General features: G+C 63.4%; 20 protein-coding genes and 1 pseudogene. 7 read left to right on the top strand and 14 right to left on the bottom strand.

All coding sequences use genetic code 11. The features are described 5' to 3' along the window. Position 1: 1 nt before the first annotated feature. From ACHQ4I_RS00900 to ACHQ4I_RS00940, 9 genes are all read right to left on the bottom strand, one after another. Positions 2-256, bottom strand: a complete 255-nt coding sequence (locus ACHQ4I_RS00900) for a hypothetical protein (RefSeq protein WP_420769709.1) — start codon at positions 254-256, stop codon at positions 2-4. A 93-nt stretch (positions 257-349) separates the two neighbouring features. Continuing rightward, on the bottom strand, positions 350-634 hold the full coding sequence (locus ACHQ4I_RS00905) for a hypothetical protein (RefSeq protein ID WP_420769710.1): 285 nt from the start codon (positions 632-634) through the stop codon (positions 350-352). Positions 635-751: 117 nt separating this feature from the next. Next, positions 752-2,251: a phage major capsid protein gene (locus tag ACHQ4I_RS00910; RefSeq protein ID WP_420769711.1), complete on the bottom strand. Its 1,500-nt coding sequence runs from the start codon at positions 2,249-2,251 to the stop codon at positions 752-754. Positions 2,252-2,290: 39 nt separating this feature from the next. Then, positions 2,291-3,010 (bottom strand): HK97 family phage prohead protease, encoded by a 720-nt coding sequence (locus ACHQ4I_RS00915; RefSeq protein WP_420769712.1) that lies wholly within the window; start codon positions 3,008-3,010, stop codon positions 2,291-2,293. Beyond that, the gene (locus ACHQ4I_RS00920; RefSeq protein ID WP_420769713.1) at positions 2,985-4,220 is read right to left on the bottom strand and encodes a phage portal protein; all 1,236 of its coding nucleotides are present in this window, start codon (positions 4,218-4,220) and stop codon (positions 2,985-2,987) included. The genes ACHQ4I_RS00915 and ACHQ4I_RS00920 overlap by 26 nt, the downstream gene beginning before the upstream one ends. Further along, the gene (locus tag ACHQ4I_RS00925; protein ID WP_420769714.1) at positions 4,217-4,372 is read right to left on the bottom strand and encodes a hypothetical protein; all 156 of its coding nucleotides are present in this window, start codon (positions 4,370-4,372) and stop codon (positions 4,217-4,219) included. Before ACHQ4I_RS00925 ends, ACHQ4I_RS00920 begins: the two co-directional genes overlap by 4 nt. After that, positions 4,369-5,889, bottom strand: a complete 1,521-nt coding sequence (locus tag ACHQ4I_RS00930) for a terminase large subunit domain-containing protein (RefSeq protein WP_420769715.1) — start codon at positions 5,887-5,889, stop codon at positions 4,369-4,371. The genes ACHQ4I_RS00925 and ACHQ4I_RS00930 overlap by 4 nt, the downstream gene beginning before the upstream one ends. Further along, entirely contained in the window at positions 5,873-6,169 is a 297-nt protein-coding gene (locus ACHQ4I_RS00935) for a terminase small subunit (protein WP_420769716.1), read from the bottom strand. The genes ACHQ4I_RS00930 and ACHQ4I_RS00935 overlap by 17 nt, the downstream gene beginning before the upstream one ends. Then, the gene (locus tag ACHQ4I_RS00940; RefSeq protein WP_420769717.1) at positions 6,169-6,570 is read right to left on the bottom strand and encodes a hypothetical protein; all 402 of its coding nucleotides are present in this window, start codon (positions 6,568-6,570) and stop codon (positions 6,169-6,171) included. The genes ACHQ4I_RS00935 and ACHQ4I_RS00940 overlap by 1 nt, the downstream gene beginning before the upstream one ends. A gap of 88 nt (positions 6,571-6,658) precedes the next feature. On the opposite strand from ACHQ4I_RS00940, the pseudogene ACHQ4I_RS00945 reads away from it, so the two are divergent. The 4 genes and pseudogenes from ACHQ4I_RS00945 to ACHQ4I_RS00960 form a co-directional block, all read left to right on the top strand. Continuing rightward, positions 6,659-6,937: pseudogene (locus ACHQ4I_RS00945) on the top strand (GIY-YIG nuclease family protein); the annotation flags it as partial. A gap of 9 nt (positions 6,938-6,946) precedes the next feature. Continuing rightward, on the top strand, positions 6,947-7,321 hold the full coding sequence (locus ACHQ4I_RS00950) for a DUF6009 family protein (protein WP_420770154.1): 375 nt from the start codon (positions 6,947-6,949) through the stop codon (positions 7,319-7,321). Positions 7,322-7,594: 273 nt separating this feature from the next. Beyond that, a complete protein-coding gene (locus ACHQ4I_RS00955; protein ID WP_420769718.1) occupies positions 7,595-7,873 on the top strand; it encodes a hypothetical protein in 279 nt (92 codons plus the stop codon). Next, positions 7,870-8,091, top strand: a complete 222-nt coding sequence (locus ACHQ4I_RS00960; protein WP_420769719.1) for a hypothetical protein — start codon at positions 7,870-7,872, stop codon at positions 8,089-8,091. The genes ACHQ4I_RS00955 and ACHQ4I_RS00960 overlap by 4 nt, the downstream gene beginning before the upstream one ends. 18 nt (positions 8,092-8,109) lie before the next feature. On the opposite strand, the gene ACHQ4I_RS00965 is transcribed toward ACHQ4I_RS00960, so the two are convergent. Both ACHQ4I_RS00965 and ACHQ4I_RS00970 read right to left on the bottom strand, forming a co-directional pair. Further along, on the bottom strand, positions 8,110-9,360 hold the full coding sequence (locus ACHQ4I_RS00965; RefSeq protein ID WP_420769720.1) for a DNA modification methylase: 1,251 nt from the start codon (positions 9,358-9,360) through the stop codon (positions 8,110-8,112). Between the two features lie 156 nt (positions 9,361-9,516). Beyond that, positions 9,517-9,792, bottom strand: coding sequence for an HNH endonuclease (locus tag ACHQ4I_RS00970; protein WP_420769721.1), 276 nt, complete (start codon positions 9,790-9,792; stop codon positions 9,517-9,519). An 838-nt stretch (positions 9,793-10,630) separates the two neighbouring features. On the opposite strand from ACHQ4I_RS00970, the gene ACHQ4I_RS00975 reads away from it, so the two are divergent. Genes ACHQ4I_RS00975 through ACHQ4I_RS00985 form a run of 3 tightly spaced genes read left to right on the top strand, consistent with a single transcriptional unit; the run spans position 10,631 to position 16,341 of the window. Further along, positions 10,631-12,118 carry a type I restriction-modification system subunit M gene (locus ACHQ4I_RS00975; RefSeq protein WP_420769722.1) on the top strand — a complete coding sequence of 496 codons (1,488 nt, stop codon included), beginning with the start codon at positions 10,631-10,633 and terminating at the stop codon, positions 12,116-12,118. Further along, positions 12,111-13,316 (top strand): restriction endonuclease subunit S, encoded by a 1,206-nt coding sequence (locus ACHQ4I_RS00980; RefSeq protein ID WP_420769723.1) that lies wholly within the window; start codon positions 12,111-12,113, stop codon positions 13,314-13,316. Before ACHQ4I_RS00975 ends, ACHQ4I_RS00980 begins: the two co-directional genes overlap by 8 nt. Before the next feature lie 19 nt (positions 13,317-13,335). Next, positions 13,336-16,341 (top strand): type I restriction endonuclease subunit R, encoded by a 3,006-nt coding sequence (locus ACHQ4I_RS00985; protein ID WP_420769724.1) that lies wholly within the window; start codon positions 13,336-13,338, stop codon positions 16,339-16,341. Positions 16,342-16,852: 511 nt separating this feature from the next. On the opposite strand, the gene ACHQ4I_RS00990 is transcribed toward ACHQ4I_RS00985, so the two are convergent. Genes ACHQ4I_RS00990 through ACHQ4I_RS01000 form a run of 3 tightly spaced genes read right to left on the bottom strand, consistent with a single transcriptional unit; the run spans position 16,853 to position 19,007 of the window. Beyond that, positions 16,853-17,578 carry a hypothetical protein gene (locus ACHQ4I_RS00990; RefSeq protein ID WP_420769725.1) on the bottom strand — a complete coding sequence of 242 codons (726 nt, stop codon included), beginning with the start codon at positions 17,576-17,578 and terminating at the stop codon, positions 16,853-16,855. Then, on the bottom strand, positions 17,575-18,570 hold the full coding sequence (locus tag ACHQ4I_RS00995) for a DNA-methyltransferase (protein ID WP_420770155.1): 996 nt from the start codon (positions 18,568-18,570) through the stop codon (positions 17,575-17,577). The genes ACHQ4I_RS00990 and ACHQ4I_RS00995 overlap by 4 nt, the downstream gene beginning before the upstream one ends. After that, positions 18,564-19,007, bottom strand: a complete 444-nt coding sequence (locus tag ACHQ4I_RS01000) for a hypothetical protein (RefSeq protein WP_420769726.1) — start codon at positions 19,005-19,007, stop codon at positions 18,564-18,566. Before ACHQ4I_RS01000 ends, ACHQ4I_RS00995 begins: the two co-directional genes overlap by 7 nt. Positions 19,008-19,052 lie beyond the last annotated feature (45 nt).

The raw sequence follows: 19,052 nt of genomic DNA on the forward strand, positions 1-19,052 counted from the left end.
CTCAATCGTGGACGGCCGTCTCGGGGGCCGGCACGAGAGTCGCCTTCGTCTTCGGCGCCCGAGGCCGGCGAGGCACCGCAGTGGAGTCTGCTCCGGTATCTGGCTGCGAGGACTTCGCATCCACGTCGTGGTCGAACCGATTGCGCAGTACCTGCGCGATCCGCCCGGCTTCCTCGGTCCTGCCTGCCTGGCGGGCGCGGGTGTATTGCTCGAGGTAGGCGCGGAGGTAGTCGGCCTCGACGTCTCGGCTTCTCACGAAGTTGTCCTCCTCGCTGGGGATAAGTGAGTGGCCGTGGACCTTTTCGCTCCGACCCGATGCGACGGGCCGGAGCGAAAGGGGCACGGTGGGTCAGGCAGGCTCGCCAGTGCCGGGCTCTTCCTCGCCCAGCTCGCCGGTCGGCGCGTCGGGGTTGAGGCCGTCCAGGTCGGCGACCAGACCGTCGAGAGCGGTGAAATCGAGTGCGCCGCTGCCGTTGTCGATCTGGTCCTTGAGGCGGGCGATCTCGGCGACGATCTCGGCCTTGGCCTTGCGCAGCTGCGCGGCGAGGGCGTCGATCTTGTCCTGATTTGCCATGAACATGCTCCTGATCTCGGTGAACGGATCACCGTCGACGGTGATCGTGATGTGCCACATCGGCACTCCTCCCTTTCGGTAGGGGGGTCTGAGGGCCTTGCTCAGGGCTGGCACGGGTGAAACCTGTTGTCCCCGAATGGCGTGCCGCCATTCGGGGCCAGGTCCCCACAAGAGATGTCAGCCGCCGAAGTCGGGCGGGGTGAGCCCGCCGATCTCGACGATCGACTGCGGGTAGCGCGCGGCGGTGAAGGCCATGTATCCGTAGACCTGCAACCGCGTGGTCAATGTCGCTGAACGCGGTGACGGGAAGACCCTTGTGCGGATCCCGGATTCGTAGAGGCGTAGGTCCGAGGCGCGCATCACGAGGATGACGTCCTCGTCGGCCTTGACGCCGAGGTTGGTGGGCAGGTTCGGGTCGGTGACCACCGGCAGGCCGTGCAGGTTGCCGACGATCTGTTCGGCGGCGACCGCACCCAAGGTGGCCAGCGCGTTCTGCGGCGAGTTCTGCTGCGGCAGAACCAACGGACGCTGGGTGTCGTCCAGGCGAGAGAGCAGCCAGCCCCACCGGCGCGGGTGCATCACGATCACCGAGGGCGGCTGAAATCGCTTGGTATGCACGCGCTGGATCGCATCGGCGATCGCGCCGTAGACCGAGCGCACCGTCGGGGCGGCGGTGATGGTGGTGATGCCCGCGGTGCGCCGGATACCGAGCACCTGTCCGGCGGTGCCGGACCCGCCGATCACCTGGATGTCGAGCTTGGCCGCGTAGTCGGCGATCAGGTCGGAGAAGATCACCTGGTCGAAGTTGATCGGGCTCTGATCCAGGAGCTGGACGGCGATGTCCTGTTGACCGGCCACGGTGCGCACCGGCGCGGAGACGTAGGTGTCGGTCAGGTCGGTGTCAGCGATCTGGGCGTTGTCGGCGGTCTGGGGTTCGGTCGCGGTGCCGGTGGCGACCTTGGGGATGTTGATCGAGTCGGTTCCCGGTGGCAGCACATCTGATTCGGCGAGGTTGGCGACCGCGCGTCCGGCGCGAGCGAGGTCGATGAACTGGTTCATCAGCCAGATGGGCGGCACGAAGAACCCGCCGGAGCCCTCGACCCGGTTCAGGTCGCGGTACTCCGGGGAACGGGTCACGTCCTCGCCGTGATTGCGCAGGCGTTCCTCGGCGGTGCCGTCGGCGTCCATCCGGAACGAGAATCGGATCAGGTCTTGGAGGTAGGAGTGGCCGTTGCCGCGGACGTAAGTCGCTGGCTGCTCGGTGACCTGCACTCGTGTCTGGGCACGGCGCAGCGCGACCGCGCCTTCGTCGATCGCGCGGGCCCGCTCGATCTCCTCGTTGAGTTCGGCGATGCGTTCGTCGCAGCCGGTGATCTCGGCGTCGGCGGTGCGGATCTGGTCGGTCAGTTCGCGGAAGGCGCGGTCTTCGTCCTCGGTGAGGTCTTCGCGTCCTTCGTCGGCGGCGGAGGCGAGCAGAGTGGTGCGCGCCGCGAGCAGTGAGGTGCGGGCTTCGCCTGCTTGCTCACGCAGCGCGGCGAGCCTGTTGAGCCGCTCATCCATGATGAGGTGTCCTTTGCTGGAATCGGGATAGGGGTGAATGGCGGCCAGTGCCAGGCCATTTCCGCCCAGTGCCAGGGCTTGAAAGCCCCCGATCCAGTGCCAGGACTCGGGAAACACGTTGTGGTAGTTGGGGATAAAGCCGTGAACGGGTGTGGACTACTTCAGGTCGGTGCCCTCGCCGAGGGCGATGAGCGCCGCGACGCGTAGCGTGTCGGGGCGCTTCGGGCGGAGTGCGCCGCGCAGTCGGCCCAGCAGTTCGTGGGCCGAGCCGATGCGGTCCGCGCCGACGGATCGGGCCTCGGCCAGCAGGGCATCATCCACCTCGACGTCGGCCAGTGCGTCGAGGAGTCCGCGCAGGCTGGCCGAGGTGGCGGGGTTCGCGCCGAAGTTCACGACGCTGACATCGCCTTTGTGCAGGCTGATCTCGGTGATGCGGCGGGTGGTTTGTTCGCGGTTCCAGGCATCGTTCTTGACGCGGAACGCGAAGCTCATCTCGTCCATGTCGCCTCGGCTCATCTTCGTTTCCAGGCGTACGACATCGGGGTCGCGGCGGTCGAGGTCGGCTTCCACGGCCAGGCCCTGCCGGTCGGCCGCCAGGCGCAACGTGCCGGATTTCGTTCTGGCGAGGGGCATTCCGTCGTGGTTGATGAGCAGGTGCAGGTCGGGGCGTTCGCGCAGGGTGATGTCGAAGGCGGCGGGGTCGACGGTCTCTGTCCATCCGCCGGCCTCGGGTCCGCCGTACATCTCATACGGGGTGTCGAAGATGCTGGCGTAGCCACGCAGCGTGAGTTCGTCGTCGCGGCTGCGTAGCTGGACGTGATGGGCTGCGTAGGAACGGATCTCGCGGGAGTCACGCAGCTTCGTCGAGCGGTCCACTCGGGTCCTCCTGGGGTGTCGGCTCATCAGAGCTGGTGGGGTCCGTGCCGAGCGGCCCGTAGTTGAGGGGCTGGATGTAGGAGTCGCCGCCGGGGATCGGTGGCAGGTCTTCGAGCGCGCGGATCTCGTTGACGCTCATCCATCCGGCGTTGCGCGCGGAGGCGTAGGCGTCGTAGCGGGCGCGCTGGTCTCCGCGCAGCAGCCCGCCGACGTTGAACTTGGCGAGCTGCCCGCGGGGCAACAGGTCTGAGAGGGCGTCCTCGATGCAGGTCAGCCACGGTCGCAGGGTGAAGGTGGCGAAACCGATGGACTGCTGCTCGATTCCCGAGCCCCAGCTGGTCGATTTCTCGGTGTCGCCGATCATGTGCGGCGGGACACCGTAGAGCATCGCGATCTCGGCGCGCTGAAACTTCCTGGTCTCCAGGAACTGCGACTCTTCCGGGGTGATCGAGATCGGCCGCCACTTCACCCCACCCGAGAGCACCGCCGGGTGGCGGCGTCCGCCATGGGAGGAGATCCACTGCTTCTGCAGGTGGGTCACCGCGTCAGCGGAGAGAGGTTGGTCTGTCTCTAGCACGCTGGACGGGTTGGCTGATTGGCCGAACCAGCGTGCCCCGAACCGTTCGGCGGCCAGCCCGAGTCCGATGCTCTGGCGTGCCTGCTCGATAGGCGAGAGCCCGATCAGGCTGCCCGGCAGCACGAAGCGGCGCAGGTGCACGATGTCGGCGGCGGGGATCGGTTGCCCGAGAAAGGAGTAGCTGATCCTTCCGCCCGTGGGGATGCCTCGGGTGTCGACGCCGTGCAGGATCACTTCGTCGGGGTGCAGCGGTTCGAGCACGGTCGGGAACTGGCTCAGATCGCGGGCGGTGATGTGCAGGTAGGCGTTGCCGCGCAACGCCAGTGAACATACCACCTGGAACAGCCACTCGAAGCGGGTCCAGCGCGGATCCGGACGCCGTACCCACGATGGTGCGGGCGAGATCTCCTCACGTACCTTCCCGCGACTTCGGTAGGCATCCAACGGCAGGGAAGCGACCGCGTCGGCGACCAGCCGCACGCACGCATACACCGTGAGGTGCTGCAGTGCGGTGCGTTCGGAGACCGTGACCCCGGATTCGGAGATACCCGCCCAGTTCGAGGGGATCGAGGACAGCTCGGTGAGTGCCCGTGTTTCGACTCCGGCACCGAAGATCCGCGACAGTAGGCTCACGAGCGATCGATCCGCCGGTCGATCAAGGCCGCTGCGATGAGGCAGACCGCTCCCGCGCCGATGACAACGAGAGCGGGCCTCAACAGCCACAGTCCGCCCAATATCGCCGCTGTGCCCGAAATATCGAGCAACAGCACGGTTTTGGCTCTCATCCGCTGGTTTCCTCCCATAATTCCTCGGGCCAGTCATGGATCTGCGGGGCCGGGTCATCCGGTGAGAGCAGCGCCCACAACGCCGCGATCGCGGCGACCAGGGGCGCGGCGTCACTGGGTGAGCGTTTGCGGTCGATCACCCAGGCGTCTCCGGCCGCGCGAATCGCTGCCGTGGTCGCGGCCAGGTCGAGTCCGGGGTGCGGAAGATGGCGCAGGCGTTTGTTGTCGATCAGGTCGAACGCTTGCCCGGTCGCGCGCCCGAGATCCGGCCCGGCCCAGGCGATTACGGGAAGTCCGGCGGCGGTCAGCGTGTCGAGCAGGCTCGATACCGGTGCGCCGTTGGCCTGCAGCACCACGGCCTGGATCCGGTCGCGGCGTTGCAGTAGCCAGTCGAGGACCCAGTCGGTTCCGGCGCGGTCGGCGGTGATCTCCACGTGTGCGCGGCCGTCGGCGCGCAACCCTGCCAGCGCGATGTAGGTGCTCGACCGGTTCCACGACACGTCCACACCGACCACCCGCCGCGATCCTTCGGCGATGCGCGAGCCAGCGTCCAGGCTTGCCGCCCACGCGCCGTCGCCGAAGGGTCCGGCGGTGGCTGATTCGAGCCACCGGCACAGCACCTCGACGGAGAACACCGCCGGTGGGTCGGTGCGCAGGGCGGCGGCGATCGCGCGCTCGGTGATCGTGTAACCCAGCGACGGGTTGGCCTGCGCCCACGCGTCGCGGTCGCGGCGATCCGCGCTCGGCGGTGCCGACCACTCGAACAGCGCCAGTGAATCGTCTTCGTCGGGTTCATCGAGGTCGTCGGCGACGAGTTCGAGCGCGCTGGCATCGGCGTCTCCGTCGGGCCAGCGGAGTACCTGGTGGGCCAGCGCCCGCAGGTAGCGCAGCACCACCGACAGCGAGTCACCGGCGTTGGAAAAGCCCCACACCTGAGCATGTGGCCGGGCCAAGGTGGTCTTGGTCGAGGCGCCCCACGCATCCCAGGACTGGTGCTCACGCAGTTCGTCGAGCAGCACGAGATCACCGGAGAAACCGCGGGCGCCACGGCGCGACGCGGCAGCGACCCGATACTGTTCGCCCGCATGCAGTTTCAGCGACTTCTTGCCGTTGACCTTGACCACGTGCCGGATTCCGATCGCGAGATCCGGTACGGCCTGGGCGATTTCGACCGCTTCGCCCCACGCCTTCTCGGCGTTGGCCAGGTCCTGAGCGGTGCCGATCACGGTGCGCGAGCCGCGCACGTAGATGTGCCACAGCGCCAGGATCAGCATGCACAGCGTCTTGCCGTTCTGACGGGCTATGAGCACCAATACCGTCCGGAACCGGTAGAGCCCGTCGGGGCGTAGCTCGAGGGCGTGGATGAACAGCCACTTCTGCCACGGCAACAGCCCGATCCCCAGGGTCTCCTCGGCGAAAGCAATCACCGAGAAGCCGTGGGTCGTCTCCGGCGTCAGTTCCCGCAGCGGTGCGGTGAAGATGCGTGGCTGTTCACAGCCTCTACGCGGAGTGTCCAAACTCGCGCCGCAACCTGGTCAAGGTGGATTCCGGGCCGTCGCCGCTGCCGTCACCGAACGCTCGCCGGCCTCCGGGAGTGCCGCCCAGCTCCGCCAGCGCCCGCAGCAAATGCGGACCCAGGTACAGGGCCTTGGTCGCGTCTTGGCCACCTCGGCTGATACCGGCTTCGATCTGCACCGCGTAGCGCAACGCCAGATCAACCGCCGCCTGATCGGCTGGGGTCAGCCAGGTCATTTCCTCGACCGCGGCCGCGACCGACTCCGGCAACGAGCGCGCCATCAGGACTCCACCGCCCGCAGCCGCGTCGCCGAACTCTGCTTGTTCTCCCGCGCAGCGGCTTTCACCGACTCCAGGTAATCCCCGACCCCACTGCCGTCACCTGGGGCCGTGCGATCGGCGAGCATGTCGGCACGCAACCGCATCACCTCCAGGCCCTGCTCGACGGCCTTGGGATCGCCCTGGCCGATGCGCTTCCACAGGCCCAGCAGCATCGAGTCCAATCGTTCGAGATCCAGGCGGACGCGGGTCTCAGGTGCTTCATCGTGGACATGCAGCGCGGCGGTCACCATGTCGTAGGCGTCGGCATCACTGACACCGAGTTGCTCAGCGATCTTCGGGTAAGCCACTCCAGCCTTACGCAGTTGCAACGCCTGTTGTGCCGCAACGTCTTTCGTCGCCATGTTCACCACCTCCCAGCGAGGCCTGAAGTTGTCGTGGTCACGATGTAGCGTCACTGCTCTCACTGCGGGGTGACCAGAAGGGCCGAGGATGGGAAAACGTTCCGCAATACCGGGTTTCGTTTATGGGTGCAGCAACATCTGCATGCCAGGACTGCTGAAGATCGGACGGACCGGCCAGACCCCAGAAGAACGGGCCGCCGGGTTGTCCAGCTCCAGCGGTGTCCCGACCCCGTTCGAAGTGGCTCTCGCGATCGCTGTGCCAGACATCCACCGTGCCGAGCGATACCTTCACGAGGAACTCAGAGCCACCCGCGTCCACAGGAGACGAGAGTTCTTTCGAGTGGACCTGGACACGCTCACAAAGGTCGCCGCTCGAATGAGTGCGTTGTTCGCGCTGGAAGCCGAAGGATGCACTGGTCGGGAATTGTCGCTGCTCAACGAAGACGCCGTCGTCTGGCTCGATGACCCGAACCGCTACGCGTACGTGCGGGAGGGTTGGTACAGCCGGGCCACAAAGCCGGTACGGCGACCCGCCTGGTACGTCGGGCGATTGGTGGGCTACAGCACCCAAGGAAGCTGGCGCACGACCGAATGGCGGGGCTTCAATCAGCGGGTCTTCTATGTCAAACCCTATGACCGCAGCGAAGACCCGAACAGCCCGCACTACAAGACAACCCACCCGACCGAAGCCGTACATCCGGCCTCTGTCGCGCCAGGTGTGCGCGGACGCCGCCTGGAATCCGGCGAGTAGACAACCGGGCCACACGGCTCGCACACCACGGCCCGCAGTCGTGTGGAGTCCGAGAGTCGAACTCGGAAACCGAACCACCTGGCCGGTCCCACCAAGCTCCACCCCGCCGCCCGTCGACGGCGGGTCCATCTTCCGGTCGCGATCCGGAAGCGATCACACCATAGCTACGTAATACGTTGTGCAGCAACATATTACGGCGCTATTCGGCGCTTGACTTCGCTCGCGATCAGAGCGTTCATGGTGACGTACCGACACCAGGAGGGGCGCACCACGATGACCGAAGACCGACGCAAAGAGGAGCTGGAGGTCGAGTTCAACGACGAGCCGGACCCCGAGGCGGGCGACTGGATGGACTGGGAGGGCGTCACGGTGGACGACTGGGGCCACGCCCTGGTCGACGTACGCGGCGGCACCGTCCGGATCGCGGTCTACGACGCCATCAATGGCAACGACGTAATCTTGACACTGCTGCCCGAGCAGGCGACGGAATTCGCCGAGTGGGTCGACACCGCCGTCGCCTCGGCCATCGAGAACCAGAGGCGGCGGGCATGAGCCCCGGCACGCTGGTCTACTGGCTCGGCGCGACAGGCGTCGACACCACCGTCGGCAAGGTCATCGCCTGCCCGGCGATCGACCCGGACGGATTCGCCCATCACGGCCTCGCTGAAATCCGCTGGGCGGACGGCGAATTCGACCTGTGCACTCTCGACGAGATCGAGGCAATCCCAGCTCCAACCCTGGAACAGATCGCCATGGTCACCGACTTCTGACTAGCCGCCCGATCGAGTTCACTCCCGCGAGGCCGTGAAATCCACGGCCTCGCCGTCGTTGCGGATCGGGAGGACCCGTACGTGTTCCTGGAAGCGGCGGCAGATGACGTCGGCGTAACGCGGGTCCAGCTCGATGAGCCGGGCGGCTGAACCGTGCTGGTGCGCGGCGATGAGAGTAGACCCGCTCCCGCCGAACAAATCCAAGACCCGGCCACCTGGCCGCAGCGAGTTGTCCAGCATCGCCTCGATTAGGGCGACCGGCTTCATGGTCGGGTGGTCGCGGTTGGCCGAGGGCTTGTCGAACTCGAACACCGTCGCCTGGGCGTTGTCTCCGTGCCAGCGGTCCCCGCCTCGCCCCAACCGCCCTTCCCCGCCGGGGACGAACCCGTACAAGATCGGCTCGTGGCGGTAGTGGTAGTCCGACCGGCCCATGACGATCGTGTTCTTCACCCACACCAGGTTCTGGCGGACAAGCACTCCGGCTTGGCGCAGCGCCGTCTCGAACCGGAGGCGTTCAGAGTCCGCGTGCGCGACGTAGACCGGTGCGCCGGGCCGGGCGACCGCGACCATCGAGGCGAACGCGCCGCCGAGCAGGTCGTCGAGATCACCGGCGGCGTCTCCCTGGATCCGCAGGGCGTCCTTGGTTTTGCCGACGTAGTCGACGCCGTACGGCGGGTCGGTCCACACGCAGTCAGCCTGCTCGCCATCCATAAGCGCTTCGACCGCAGCGAAGTCAGTGGCATCGCCGACCACGAGTCGGTGCGGCCCGAGCTGCCAGATATCGCCGGGGACGCTGACCGGATCCTCGGGGAGCTCGGGGAGGTCGTCGGGGTCGGTGTGGGTCTCGCGCGGGATGATCTCGGCGACGAGCTTGTCGAAATCCTCGGTGCTGTAGCCGGTTCCGGCGAGGTCGTCGAGGCCGTCGAGGAGTTCGAACAGCGCGGTGTGGTCGTAGTCGCCGAGGTCTGCAGTGCGGTTGTCGGCGGCGACGATGCGCCGCGCGGTCTGCTCGTCGACGTCGATGATCCCGACAGCCAGCTCCGCCCAGCCGAGCTGGCGCGCAGCGAGCAGAGTGTGGTTGCCCGCGAGCACCTCCATCGCCCGGCCGGTGAGAGTGCCTTCATTGACCACAACTGGCCGGTACTGGCCGGTGGCGTCGAGGGATTGCGCGATCGCGTCGACGTTGCCTCGGCGGGGGTTGCCCTCGAAGGTGGCCAGCAGATTCACGGCCAGGGTGTCGAAGCGGATCGCGGTGACCGGGCGACTCACCCGTCCACCTCGCCGGCCGCTGGAAGTCCGAAGCGTCTCGCGCGATGGGGGTATGCCCGCGGGGGGAGATTGCCCAGTGCCCGGGGAATCGAGGAGCCGATCCTCGTCAACTTTCCACCCGCCCCTCCCGTCTTCTTCGCTACCCACGAGTCGCTGTCAGAAGTCCGACCGCACCCACTCCCCAGGCGCTGGAGCGGTGTTGCCGCGAGACCGGTTGCAGCGCAGATGACTTGCTCGCGCGTTCGCCGGGTCCAGGGCCAGGTGCGGGTGGGTGCTGACCGGATAGAAGTGATCGGCCTCGAAGCCTTCCGGCGCGAACCTGGGTGCTTCGTAGTCGATGGGCTGCCCACACCGCCAGCACGGCAAGTTGCGGGCTCGGAGGTCGGCGACGATGGCCCGCCACCTGTGCGTCTGGCGCGGGTCCGTCGTCACCGATCTCGAGGTCAGTTCTCAGCTACCGGTCGGGAGACCGGCAGAACCGCTGGCCAGCTGGCCGACGGCGATCAACCAGAGGATGAGCTGCAGGAATACAGGCATGGTTCAGTCCTTCGGGTGTAGTGGAATTACCTGCTCGCCGAACGACGTCCAGCCCTCGACAACTGCGCCAACGGCACATCGAACTGTCCACAGCGCAAAGCGGCGGCGGACAGCCGGGCGAGTTCAGCGGGAAGGTGCGCACTTTCGGGCGCTCGAACCCTCCGTGAACAGCAAAGACCCCGATCCGGAGGGTTGAATCAGGGCCATTTAGGTACAGGTGTACCACTTGCACTTCCAGCGTCCCTGAGACGCGCGGTGGATGTCAAGCAGAGCAGTGAGTAGTGCCGGACACGACTTGGCTGCTCATGTCGATAGCCGTGGGCACCCGAGGCGATCGAGCAAGACTTGTCAGATGTCCGCTGTAGGCTCTCAACAATCTCTCCCGAGCTTGCTCGCCGGAAGCACCATAGCGAGGCTCGGTACCGCACCTACGGGAAGGGACTGCACGGTTGTCGGCACAGACGCATGATCCTGTTCCAGTACGCGATGACAATCGAGAGTCGCTGAACGGCCGAAGGTCTCACCATCGAAGGCCATCGGTTCAGCCGATCCCTTCTCCATCCCCGAGCTCCTGCCTCATCGACCGCCTGTCTCGTAAGACAGAGCGAGCCAACGGGACGACCTCGGACACGACACCCAGAAAGGTGGGCCCTGCGGACTGGGGGCCGCCTGTCCACATAGATTGGGGCGTCCGAGGAGAGGCTTCGGGAACTCACTGTGATTGGAGTCGTACGTGTCGTTGACACTGCCAGAACTTGAGACCCGTTTGTGGGCTGCAGCGAACAGCCTCCGGGGTCCAGTTGAGCACGCCGACTTCAAGGCATATGTATTCCCGGTTCTGTTCTTTAAGCGAATCTCGGATACGTGGGATTTCGAGCGAGCCAGGGCGCTACGCGATTTCGACAATGATGAGAATCTTGCATCGCTTCCGGAAAACTACAGGTTCGAGATCCCTACAGGATGTCACTGGCGTGACGTACTCAGGGCAGATGTGAACCTCGGCGTGGCGCTCCAGACAGCTTTAGACCGCATTCAGGAAGCCAACCCCACAACGCTTGCTGGCATCTTCGGAGATGTAGCTTGGGGGAACAAGGAACGCCTCCCCGAGCATGCTCTCCGGAACCTCCTCAATTCTTTCCAGGCAATCAATCTGGACCCTGAATCTGTACCCGGCGATATGCTCGGGGCGGCGTACGAGTATCTGCTCCGGGAATTCGCTGAGGCGTCCGGCAAGAAGGCTGGAGAGTTCTTCACCCCACCACCGGTTGTGAGACTTCTGACCCGTGTGCTTGAACCCAAGCCTGGAGAACGAATCTATGACCCGGCGTGCGGATCGGCAGGCATGCTGGTCGAGGCAGTCAACGAAGTCCGAGCGAGTGGTGGTGACCCACGTACCTTGCGGCTCTACGGCCAAGAGGTCAACCTCACGACGGCGGCAATCGCTCGCATGAACTTGTACATGCACGATATTGAGGACTTTCAGATCAAGCGTGGCGATACGCTGCGAGAACCCCGTTTCCTAGATGCGCATGGGCGGCTCGAAAAGTTCGATGTGGTCATAGCGAATCCTCCCTTCTCTCTGAAAAACTGGGGCGCAGAGGAGTGGGTTAACGACATCTGGTCCCGCCCGGTTTTCGGCACACCTCCCAAAGCTAACGGCGATTTCGCTTTCATCCAGCACATGATTGCGTCAATGACAAAGAAGTCTGGCAGGGTTGGCGTTGTGATGTCTCATGGCGCCCTGTTCCGAGAAGCCGAGTCAGACATTCGCGCGCGGCTGGTGGAGGCAGACCTCTTGGAGGCGGTTATCGGACTGCCCCAAAACTTGTTCTACTCGACAACCATCCCCGCTTGTCTTATGATCTTTCAGCTCAAGAAATCTCCACAGCGCGAAAAACAAGTGTTGTTCGTCGACGGAGCCAGCTCTTTCACTAAGAGCAGGACGCGCAACACCATTAGCGCGAGCGATATTGATCTCATCGCGAACAGCTATCGGACCGGCGAGGATTCACCCGACGGGTCTGTTCGCACACGCTGGGTAAGCCTTGCGGATATTGACCACACTAGTTGGGATTTGAGCTTGGGCCGCTATCTCAATTCGGTTCCGGAAGAATTCGGTGACGTTGCGGCGACGCTTACCAAATTGCGGCAGAGTCAAGCTGACCTGCGTCAGGCTGAGTTGCAGCTCGAGAAGCGCCTCAAGGCGGCTGGATATGAGTAAGGGATGGCGGAAGATTCCGCTTGCGACTGTTGCGCGCCTCAAGATCGAGACCGTCGCCGTAACCGACGGGCAGAAGTACCGTTTTGCGGGCGTGTACAACGCGGGGAAAGGTCTATTCGACCGAGGCATGGTGGACGCGTCTGCCACGTCGTACGCCCGGCTGCACGTCCTACGGAGCGACCGCATCGTCATGCGAAAGCTCACCGCATCGGAGGGCCCCATTACGGTGGTCGGCCCGGAGTTCGACGGCTATGTCGTCTCGCCTGAGTTTCCGACCTTCGATATCGACACCGCGCAACTGCTGCCCGAGTACATGTCGTTGATTTGCCAACGGCCGACGTTTTGGGGCGAACTGGAGACTCGCGCAATCGGCTCTGTCCAACGTCGAAAGCGCGTATCGCCCAGTCAGTTGCTGACCGTGCCGATTCCGTTGCCCGATCTGAGCCACCAGCGACGGATCGTTGACCTGATCACCAGCTTCGACAGCTACGTGAAGACCAGCACTGCTGCCGCCGTCGCGGCTAGCGCTGCGCTTCAGGCGATGAGGACGAAGTGCTTCCGCGCGCCCGACCGCAGAACCGTACGGCTCGATACTGTTGCCGAAGTCACGATTGGCCGGCAGAGGTCACCCAAGCATCAAGATGGTGAGCACATGACGCCGTATCTGCGCTCAGCCAACGTCAAAGACGGTCGTCTCGATCTCAGCGATGTCCTCGCCATGAACTTCTCGCCGTCAGCAAAAGCCGTGTTCACGCTTGAATACGGCGATGTGTTGATATCGGAGGGGTCCGCGTCGGAGCAGCAGGTAGGCGCATCCGCGGTTTGGCACGATGAGCTGCCCAGTCCAGTCTGTTTTCAGAATACTTTGATCCGACTCCGCGCCCAACCACATGGGTACAACGCTGAATTTCTGTACCACTGGGCACGCTGGGCGCACAAATCAGGGTTGCTCTCCTCGATAGCATCAGGGACCAACATCAAGCACATCGGTTCGCAGCGTCTTGCCGCGGTACCTGTACCTGTGTTCACAGCTGAAGAACAGCGTCAGTGGTGCGATCTACTGGACAGTCTCCAAGCTGTAGAATCGTCTGATCGATCCGTGGTTACGACGGCGACCGAAGCACGGCAAGCGGCGATCGAAAACCTCCTCGACGGGCTACACAAGATACCAGATTCTTACGACACAATACTGAGTTGAGCGAGACAAAATGGGGAAAATGTCAGAGGCTTCAACGGTACAAGCAGCTTTGCTGGCCCGACTTACGTCCGATGACCTCGGTTGGGAGCACATTCGAGGGACCGATCTGCAGCGACTGCCAACATCGGTACTACTTGAGGAGCATGTTCGCGATGCACTCATTCGCCTCAACCCGCTGATTAAAAGAGACCCACGGCGAGTCGACGAAATTATCCCCAAACTACGAGCCGTGATCCTATCAGTGGGCGAGGACGGTTTACTCGGTTCGAACAGCAAGATGCTGGACTGGCTTAAAGGTCAGATAACCCACAGGTTCGTTGGTACGCGCCGTGCGGTATCCATCCGGTTGATAGACTTTGATAATCCGAGGTCGAACTCGCGCATAGTCTCTGATGAAGTGGTTTTCGTCGGAGCGGATACCCGGCGGTATGACCTTGTGCTGTGGGTGAACGGATTCCCAATCATCGTCGGCGAAGCTAAGACGCCGTTTGACGAATCTATTTCCTGGCTTAACGGTGCACTTGATATCCATCGCTTGTACGAGATCCGCACGGCAGCATTCTTCGTTCCGAACGTGCTGTCATTCGCTTGCGATGGCAAGGAATTTCGGTATGGCGCTATCGGGCAATTGCCCGAACATTGGCTCCCATGGTCGACAACCGAAGAGCCTCTTCGGGAGCCCAGCCTTGCTGCTGCGATCCGTTCCGCCGAACTTCTCTTATTGCCGGAACTGTTGCTGGAGATCCTGCGGACGTACACCTTCTTTCAGCGGCGGGCAATCGCCGACGGGGTTGCAACCGTGAAGATCATCCCACGATATCCGCAGGTTGAGGCCGTGGGCAGCATAGTTGACCGTGCTCTCGACCCTGAACGGAATCAGGGACTTGTGTGGCACCATCAAGGCTCAGGCAAGACGCTTCTGATGGCATTCGCTGCAGCCAAGCTGCGGCTTCAAAGTAGCAATCTGGATGCGCCGACCATCCTTATTGTTCTCGACCGTGTCGATTTGCTAGACCAGCTGTTTCAAGACTTTCGCGCCGTCGGACTCGCCGATCTATCCCTTGCAGATTCGGCGCGGAAGCTTCGGAAAATGCTCACAGACGACCAGCGTGGAGTTATTGTTACCACGGTCTTTCGGTTTGCGAACGCTGGCCTGCTGTCAAATCGGTCAAATATCGTGGTTTTTGTCGACGAGGCGCACCGGACGCAGGATGGGCGGCTAGGAGAGGATCTCCGCACGGCCCTCCCGAACGCCACCCGGATTGGACTCACCGGAACTCCCATCAACGATAAGAGCCGGGATACGTGGAACAATTTCGGCCATCCTGATGACCCTGGACACGTTTTAAGCCGCTATACAGTCGAGCGCTCAATTGCTGATGGTGCAACACTACCTGTTCATGTAGAGACTCGACTCGTCGATTATCATATCGAGTCCGAAGAGTTGGACCGAGCGTATGCGGAGCTTGCCGCCCAGGAAGGCCTCACTGACGAGGAACAGGCTGTACTGACCCGCCAAGCGGGTACTGCGGCTTCACTATGGGCTTCACCGAAACGGATACAAGCAGTCGCGAACGATATAGTCGAGCATTACAGGTCGAAGATTGCGCCGCTTGGGCTTAAGGCGCAGGTCGTTGCTTACGACCGAGCGATGTGTATCGCGTATTATGATGCCATCAGCGCCCTGCTCGGCGACGGTGAAGAATGCACAGTCGTAATGACGTGCAAGAGCGATAAAGACGATCCGGACCCCGAGGAATGGTACGCCTTCGACCGTGACCGCGAAGGGGAATCGGAAATCCGTAAACGGTTTTGTGATGTGAATGACCCACTCAAAATCCTTATAGTCACAGCTAAGCTCCTTACCGGCTTCGATGCTCCCGCAGAAGGTGTTCTCTACCTCGACAAACCCTTGCGGGCGCACACACTCTTCCAAGCAATTACACGCCCAAATCGGCGCTGGACGAATCCGTATACCGGCCAGGAGAAGCTGCATGGGCTGGTCGTCGACTACGTTGGGCTTGGCAAGGAAATCGCAAAAGCGCTGACGACAGCATACAAGGCCCGAAAGAAGCCTCTCGTCGACGTTGACGAACTTTATCGCGAATTGGCCTCAATGATCGCTGCAGCGTTGACGCGTTTCGACGGTATCGATCGCGAGCAGGATGGCTTCGAAGCATTGCAGGATGCTCAAGAGCGACTGCGCACAACAAGGCAGCGCGAGGCATTTGCACGCGAGTTCATTACGGCTCAAGGTTTATTTGAATTCCTGTGGCCCGCAAGTGAGTTGAAGCCATACGAATCCGATTATCGATGGCTGGCCAAGATTTACACATCGATACAGCCGTCCCGAGTGTCCGACAAGCTACTCTGGCTTAGGCTCGGCGCCAAAACTCAAGCACTGATCTCGGTGCATATCGGCAACGTAACCATTGACGCCACCGGCCTGGAAGAGGTCGTGCTCGATGTTGGGACGGTTCATGCGATCCAACAACTTGGCTTCGATATTGATTCTGGCGACGAAAGCGGTGAATTGACGGCAGCGGATGTCCTGAACACGATTGCCCAGCGACTGTCACGAAAGCTATCCGCGAATCCGCACCCGGTCTACTTTAGTTTGTCGGAGCGCCTTGACCAACTCCGAAGAATGCAGATTGCCGATGCGAATCAAAGCGTCGAGTATCTGAAACGAATTCTTTGGCTAGCGAGAGACGTGACTACCGCGGAGCGCGCCGAAAGCGCTGGCATACTCGACGACGTAAGCTTGCTGCCGAACGGTCGGCTCGGCGCATTGACTCAAATCTTCTTGGAGTACAAGCCGGACTTTGCCCCTCAGATTCTGGGTAATATTATCGAGAAGATCGACTCGCTAGTCCTCCAGACCCGCTATACAGGATGGCAAAAAAGTCAACCTGGCGATAGAGAGGTAAGACGACAGCTCCGATTGATACTCAAAGAGTACTCACTTCCGCCGACCGGCGAACTCTTCGATCGTGCATATGGATACATTGCCGCAAATTACTAGCCTCCTAGCAGCTGTATTCCATGCGCCAGCCCGCACCGCCGCGTCACATCTCCGCTGATGGCCTAGATCGTCAGAACGAGGTGCCCGGCTGGAGCGTGTTGGCCGGTTGATAAAGGCGACTAGTCGCTGTGATTCCGAGGTTGAATGTCAGGATGGCTCCTTGTGTCCTTCCTGGCATGCGAGTATCTGGCGAGCACCTCACGCACGAGGTACTTATGTCCTGGTCGGCTAGAGATAAGTCCACGGTGCGCCCATGTGCGAATAGTGGACGCGGGGATACGCCAGAAGTGTTCTATGTCGGTGGCGGACAATTCAGCCTCAAGAGCGTGCTCGACCAGGTGTGCCGGTAGCTCCAGCGGTGCGACCCAGCCTTGACCTAGTTCGATGGCACGCCGGTCGAGTTCGGTGCATCGACCTGGGTCGATTGCATGCAGGGCAGCGCGGTACGAGCCCGCGACCTTGCGTGCGCGCTGCAACGGTGTGTCACCGGGGAAGGGCCACCGGTCGCCGGTCACGATGTTCGCTCCCGGTCAAGTACGCCGACACCGTTGAGTCGGGCGAATTCCTCCTTTGCCCACACAGTCCGGCACGCCTGGCAGGTGACTGTCTCTTGGTCCGGTGAGGAGGTGAGCGCCTTGACCCCGCACACGTGGCATGGGTCCGGCAGCCAGATGCGGGTTTCGTTGAGGCCGAGCACCTCTCGCGTCCGGTGGTGCAGGGTGGCGAGCCCGAGCACTGCGTCGACGCCGTCGAGGTCGCGGCGTTGTGGCTCGTCGCCGCCTTCGGCCAATGGCGTCATGCGCCAGCGCTGCCGACGTGGGAGATCGACCAGGGTGCCGAGGTTGGCGGACAGGGTCGATACGCATCGGTGCACGCACAGGTTACGGGAAGTCGGCACTGGCTCACCGCGGGTGAGGGTGATGGCCCAGGTGAGGGTGTCGTCCTCGATAGCAGATTGGACGGTGTCGATGTCGAGGCGGATCGGTACCGAGTACAGCGCCGTGTGGGTGACTTTCGGGGCCCGGTCCTTGGGCGGCGGTTGGAGTTTCGCGGCTTCGAGCAAAAGCCAGTCGTCATGAAGCTGACGGATCGCCTCGAAGGCGCCCTGCTCGCAGCCTCGGCAGAGGGTGTCGGCGCGTTCGACGCCTCCGCCGTGCCAGTGCCCGTCGTCGTCGCGGACTCGGGACTTACAGCGAGTGGCTTGGCGGCATTCGTGGATCGGCTCTTCGTGTGTCACGAGGCGGCCCCGAGGTCGACCACGCCTTGGCGGAGCCGGGTCCGCAGGGACAGGTCGAGGTAGGCGCGGTTGAGGTCGATGCCGATGTAGGCGCGGCCGTGACGGTGGGCGGCGAGGCCGCTGGTGCCGGAGCCGGAGAACGGGTCCAGCACTACGCCGCGTCGAAAGCCGTTGTGCCCGCATGTGGTCCACTTCTCTGCCAGCTCGGAGATCTTCTCGTGCTTGGCGGGCAGCCGTTTCGGTGCATGCCCGCAGGTACGGCAGCGGAATGGCGGGCAGCCTGCCCGGACGCAGCGTTCTGCGATGGTGGTGGCCATGACGGCGAAGTGCGCTTCGGCGAACGGCTGGTTGGCTTGTTCCCAGAGGTCGCCGGGGTTGCCGCCGGCCGGATGTGCGGCGGTGTGGCGGGCTCCGTCGGCGGCGAGGTTGGTCTGGGCGTTCCATGGCGAGGCGATGGAGGTGGGTTTGGTGGTGCGGCCGCTGCGGGAGCGCCGCGACGCGGATCGGTCGCCGGTGTAGGGCTTGCGGATCGCGTCGAGGTCGAACCAGTACCGCTGGGAACGGGTGAGGAGAAAGATCAGCTCGTAGCGGGAGGACAGGCGATCCGAGGCGCTGGAGGGCATGGCGTTGGTCTTGTGCCAGACCACGGCGTTGCGGCGGATCCAGCCGTCGCGGCCGAGCGCGAGCGCCACCTGCCATGGGATGCCGACGAGGCTCTTGGCGAGGTAGGTGTCGCCGAGGTTGAGCCAGCAGGTGCCGTCGAGGGTGAGGACGCGGCGGACCTCGGCGAACACCGTCCGTAACGTGCCGACGTATTGCTCGGGTGTCACCTCCTGCCCGTACTGGCCGGGCACGCCGTAGTCGCGTAACCCCCAGTACGGAGGCGAGGTCACCACACAGTCGACACTGCCCTCGGGCATCTCGCGCAGTACGTCGAGTGCGTCACCGAGATGCAGGGTGGTGGCCTCGTCGCGGTGGTAGAGGCTCACGATGCCCTCGGTTCTGGTTCCGGCGCGGGGCGAGTTATCTCCGCGATGAGGGCGGCGGTGGCGCGGGCGGGGTCGGTGGACAGCGCGACGATGTCGCCGGTCTTGGTGCGCCAGGTGCATGGTTCGGCGTTGAGGAGCGACAGCTCGTCGGCCCACTGCGCGAATTGTTCTGGTGCCTCGATGGTTTCGGTTTCGTGGTCCCAGCGAATCCGCCACCACATGATCTGTTCGGGCGCGGTTCGGGTGATCGCCCATTCCTCGACGCGGGCTTGGTCGTTTTCCGGGCGCGCGTTGTGGCCGACCAGGAAGATCCCGGCCTCGATGGGGTCGGTGAAGACGCGCACGATCTGGTAGGTGGCACCTTGTCCGCTGGTGATCACGTGCACGGTCGGGCCGTCGTGGTCCAGCGCCAGCAGCGGTCGGCGGGGATTGGGGGTCATCAGGATGTCTCCTCGTCGAGGGTCGGAGCGTGGAGTCCGGGGCGT

It is taken from the genome of Nocardia nepalensis (genome assembly GCF_048910785.1).
GTDB classification, from domain to species: Bacteria; Actinomycetota; Actinomycetes; order Mycobacteriales; family Mycobacteriaceae; genus Nocardia; species Nocardia nepalensis.

Bases quoted from the DNA above. Each gene is read 5' to 3' on its own strand.
- ACHQ4I_RS00905 (WP_420769710.1), bottom strand. From the start codon at position 634: ATGTGGCACATCACGATCACCGTCGACGGTGATCCGTTCACCGAGATC.
- ACHQ4I_RS00925 (WP_420769714.1), bottom strand. From the start codon at position 4,372: ATGAGAGCCAAAACCGTGCTGTTGCTCGATATTTCGGGCACAGCGGCG.
- ACHQ4I_RS00935 (WP_420769716.1), bottom strand. From the start codon at position 6,169: ATGGCGCGCTCGTTGCCGGAGTCGGTCGCGGCCGCGGTCGAGGAAATG.
- ACHQ4I_RS00940 (WP_420769717.1), bottom strand. From the start codon at position 6,570: ATGGCGACGAAAGACGTTGCGGCACAACAGGCGTTGCAACTGCGTAAG.
- ACHQ4I_RS00950 (WP_420770154.1), top strand. From the start codon at position 6,947: ATGAGTGCGTTGTTCGCGCTGGAAGCCGAAGGATGCACTGGTCGGGAA.
- ACHQ4I_RS00955 (WP_420769718.1), top strand. From the start codon at position 7,595: ATGACCGAAGACCGACGCAAAGAGGAGCTGGAGGTCGAGTTCAACGAC.
- ACHQ4I_RS00960 (WP_420769719.1), top strand. From the start codon at position 7,870: ATGAGCCCCGGCACGCTGGTCTACTGGCTCGGCGCGACAGGCGTCGAC.
- ACHQ4I_RS00980 (WP_420769723.1), top strand. From the start codon at position 12,111: ATGAGTAAGGGATGGCGGAAGATTCCGCTTGCGACTGTTGCGCGCCTC.
- ACHQ4I_RS00985 (WP_420769724.1), top strand. From the start codon at position 13,336: ATGTCAGAGGCTTCAACGGTACAAGCAGCTTTGCTGGCCCGACTTACG.
- ACHQ4I_RS01000 (WP_420769726.1), bottom strand. From the start codon at position 19,007: ATGACCCCCAATCCCCGCCGACCGCTGCTGGCGCTGGACCACGACGGC.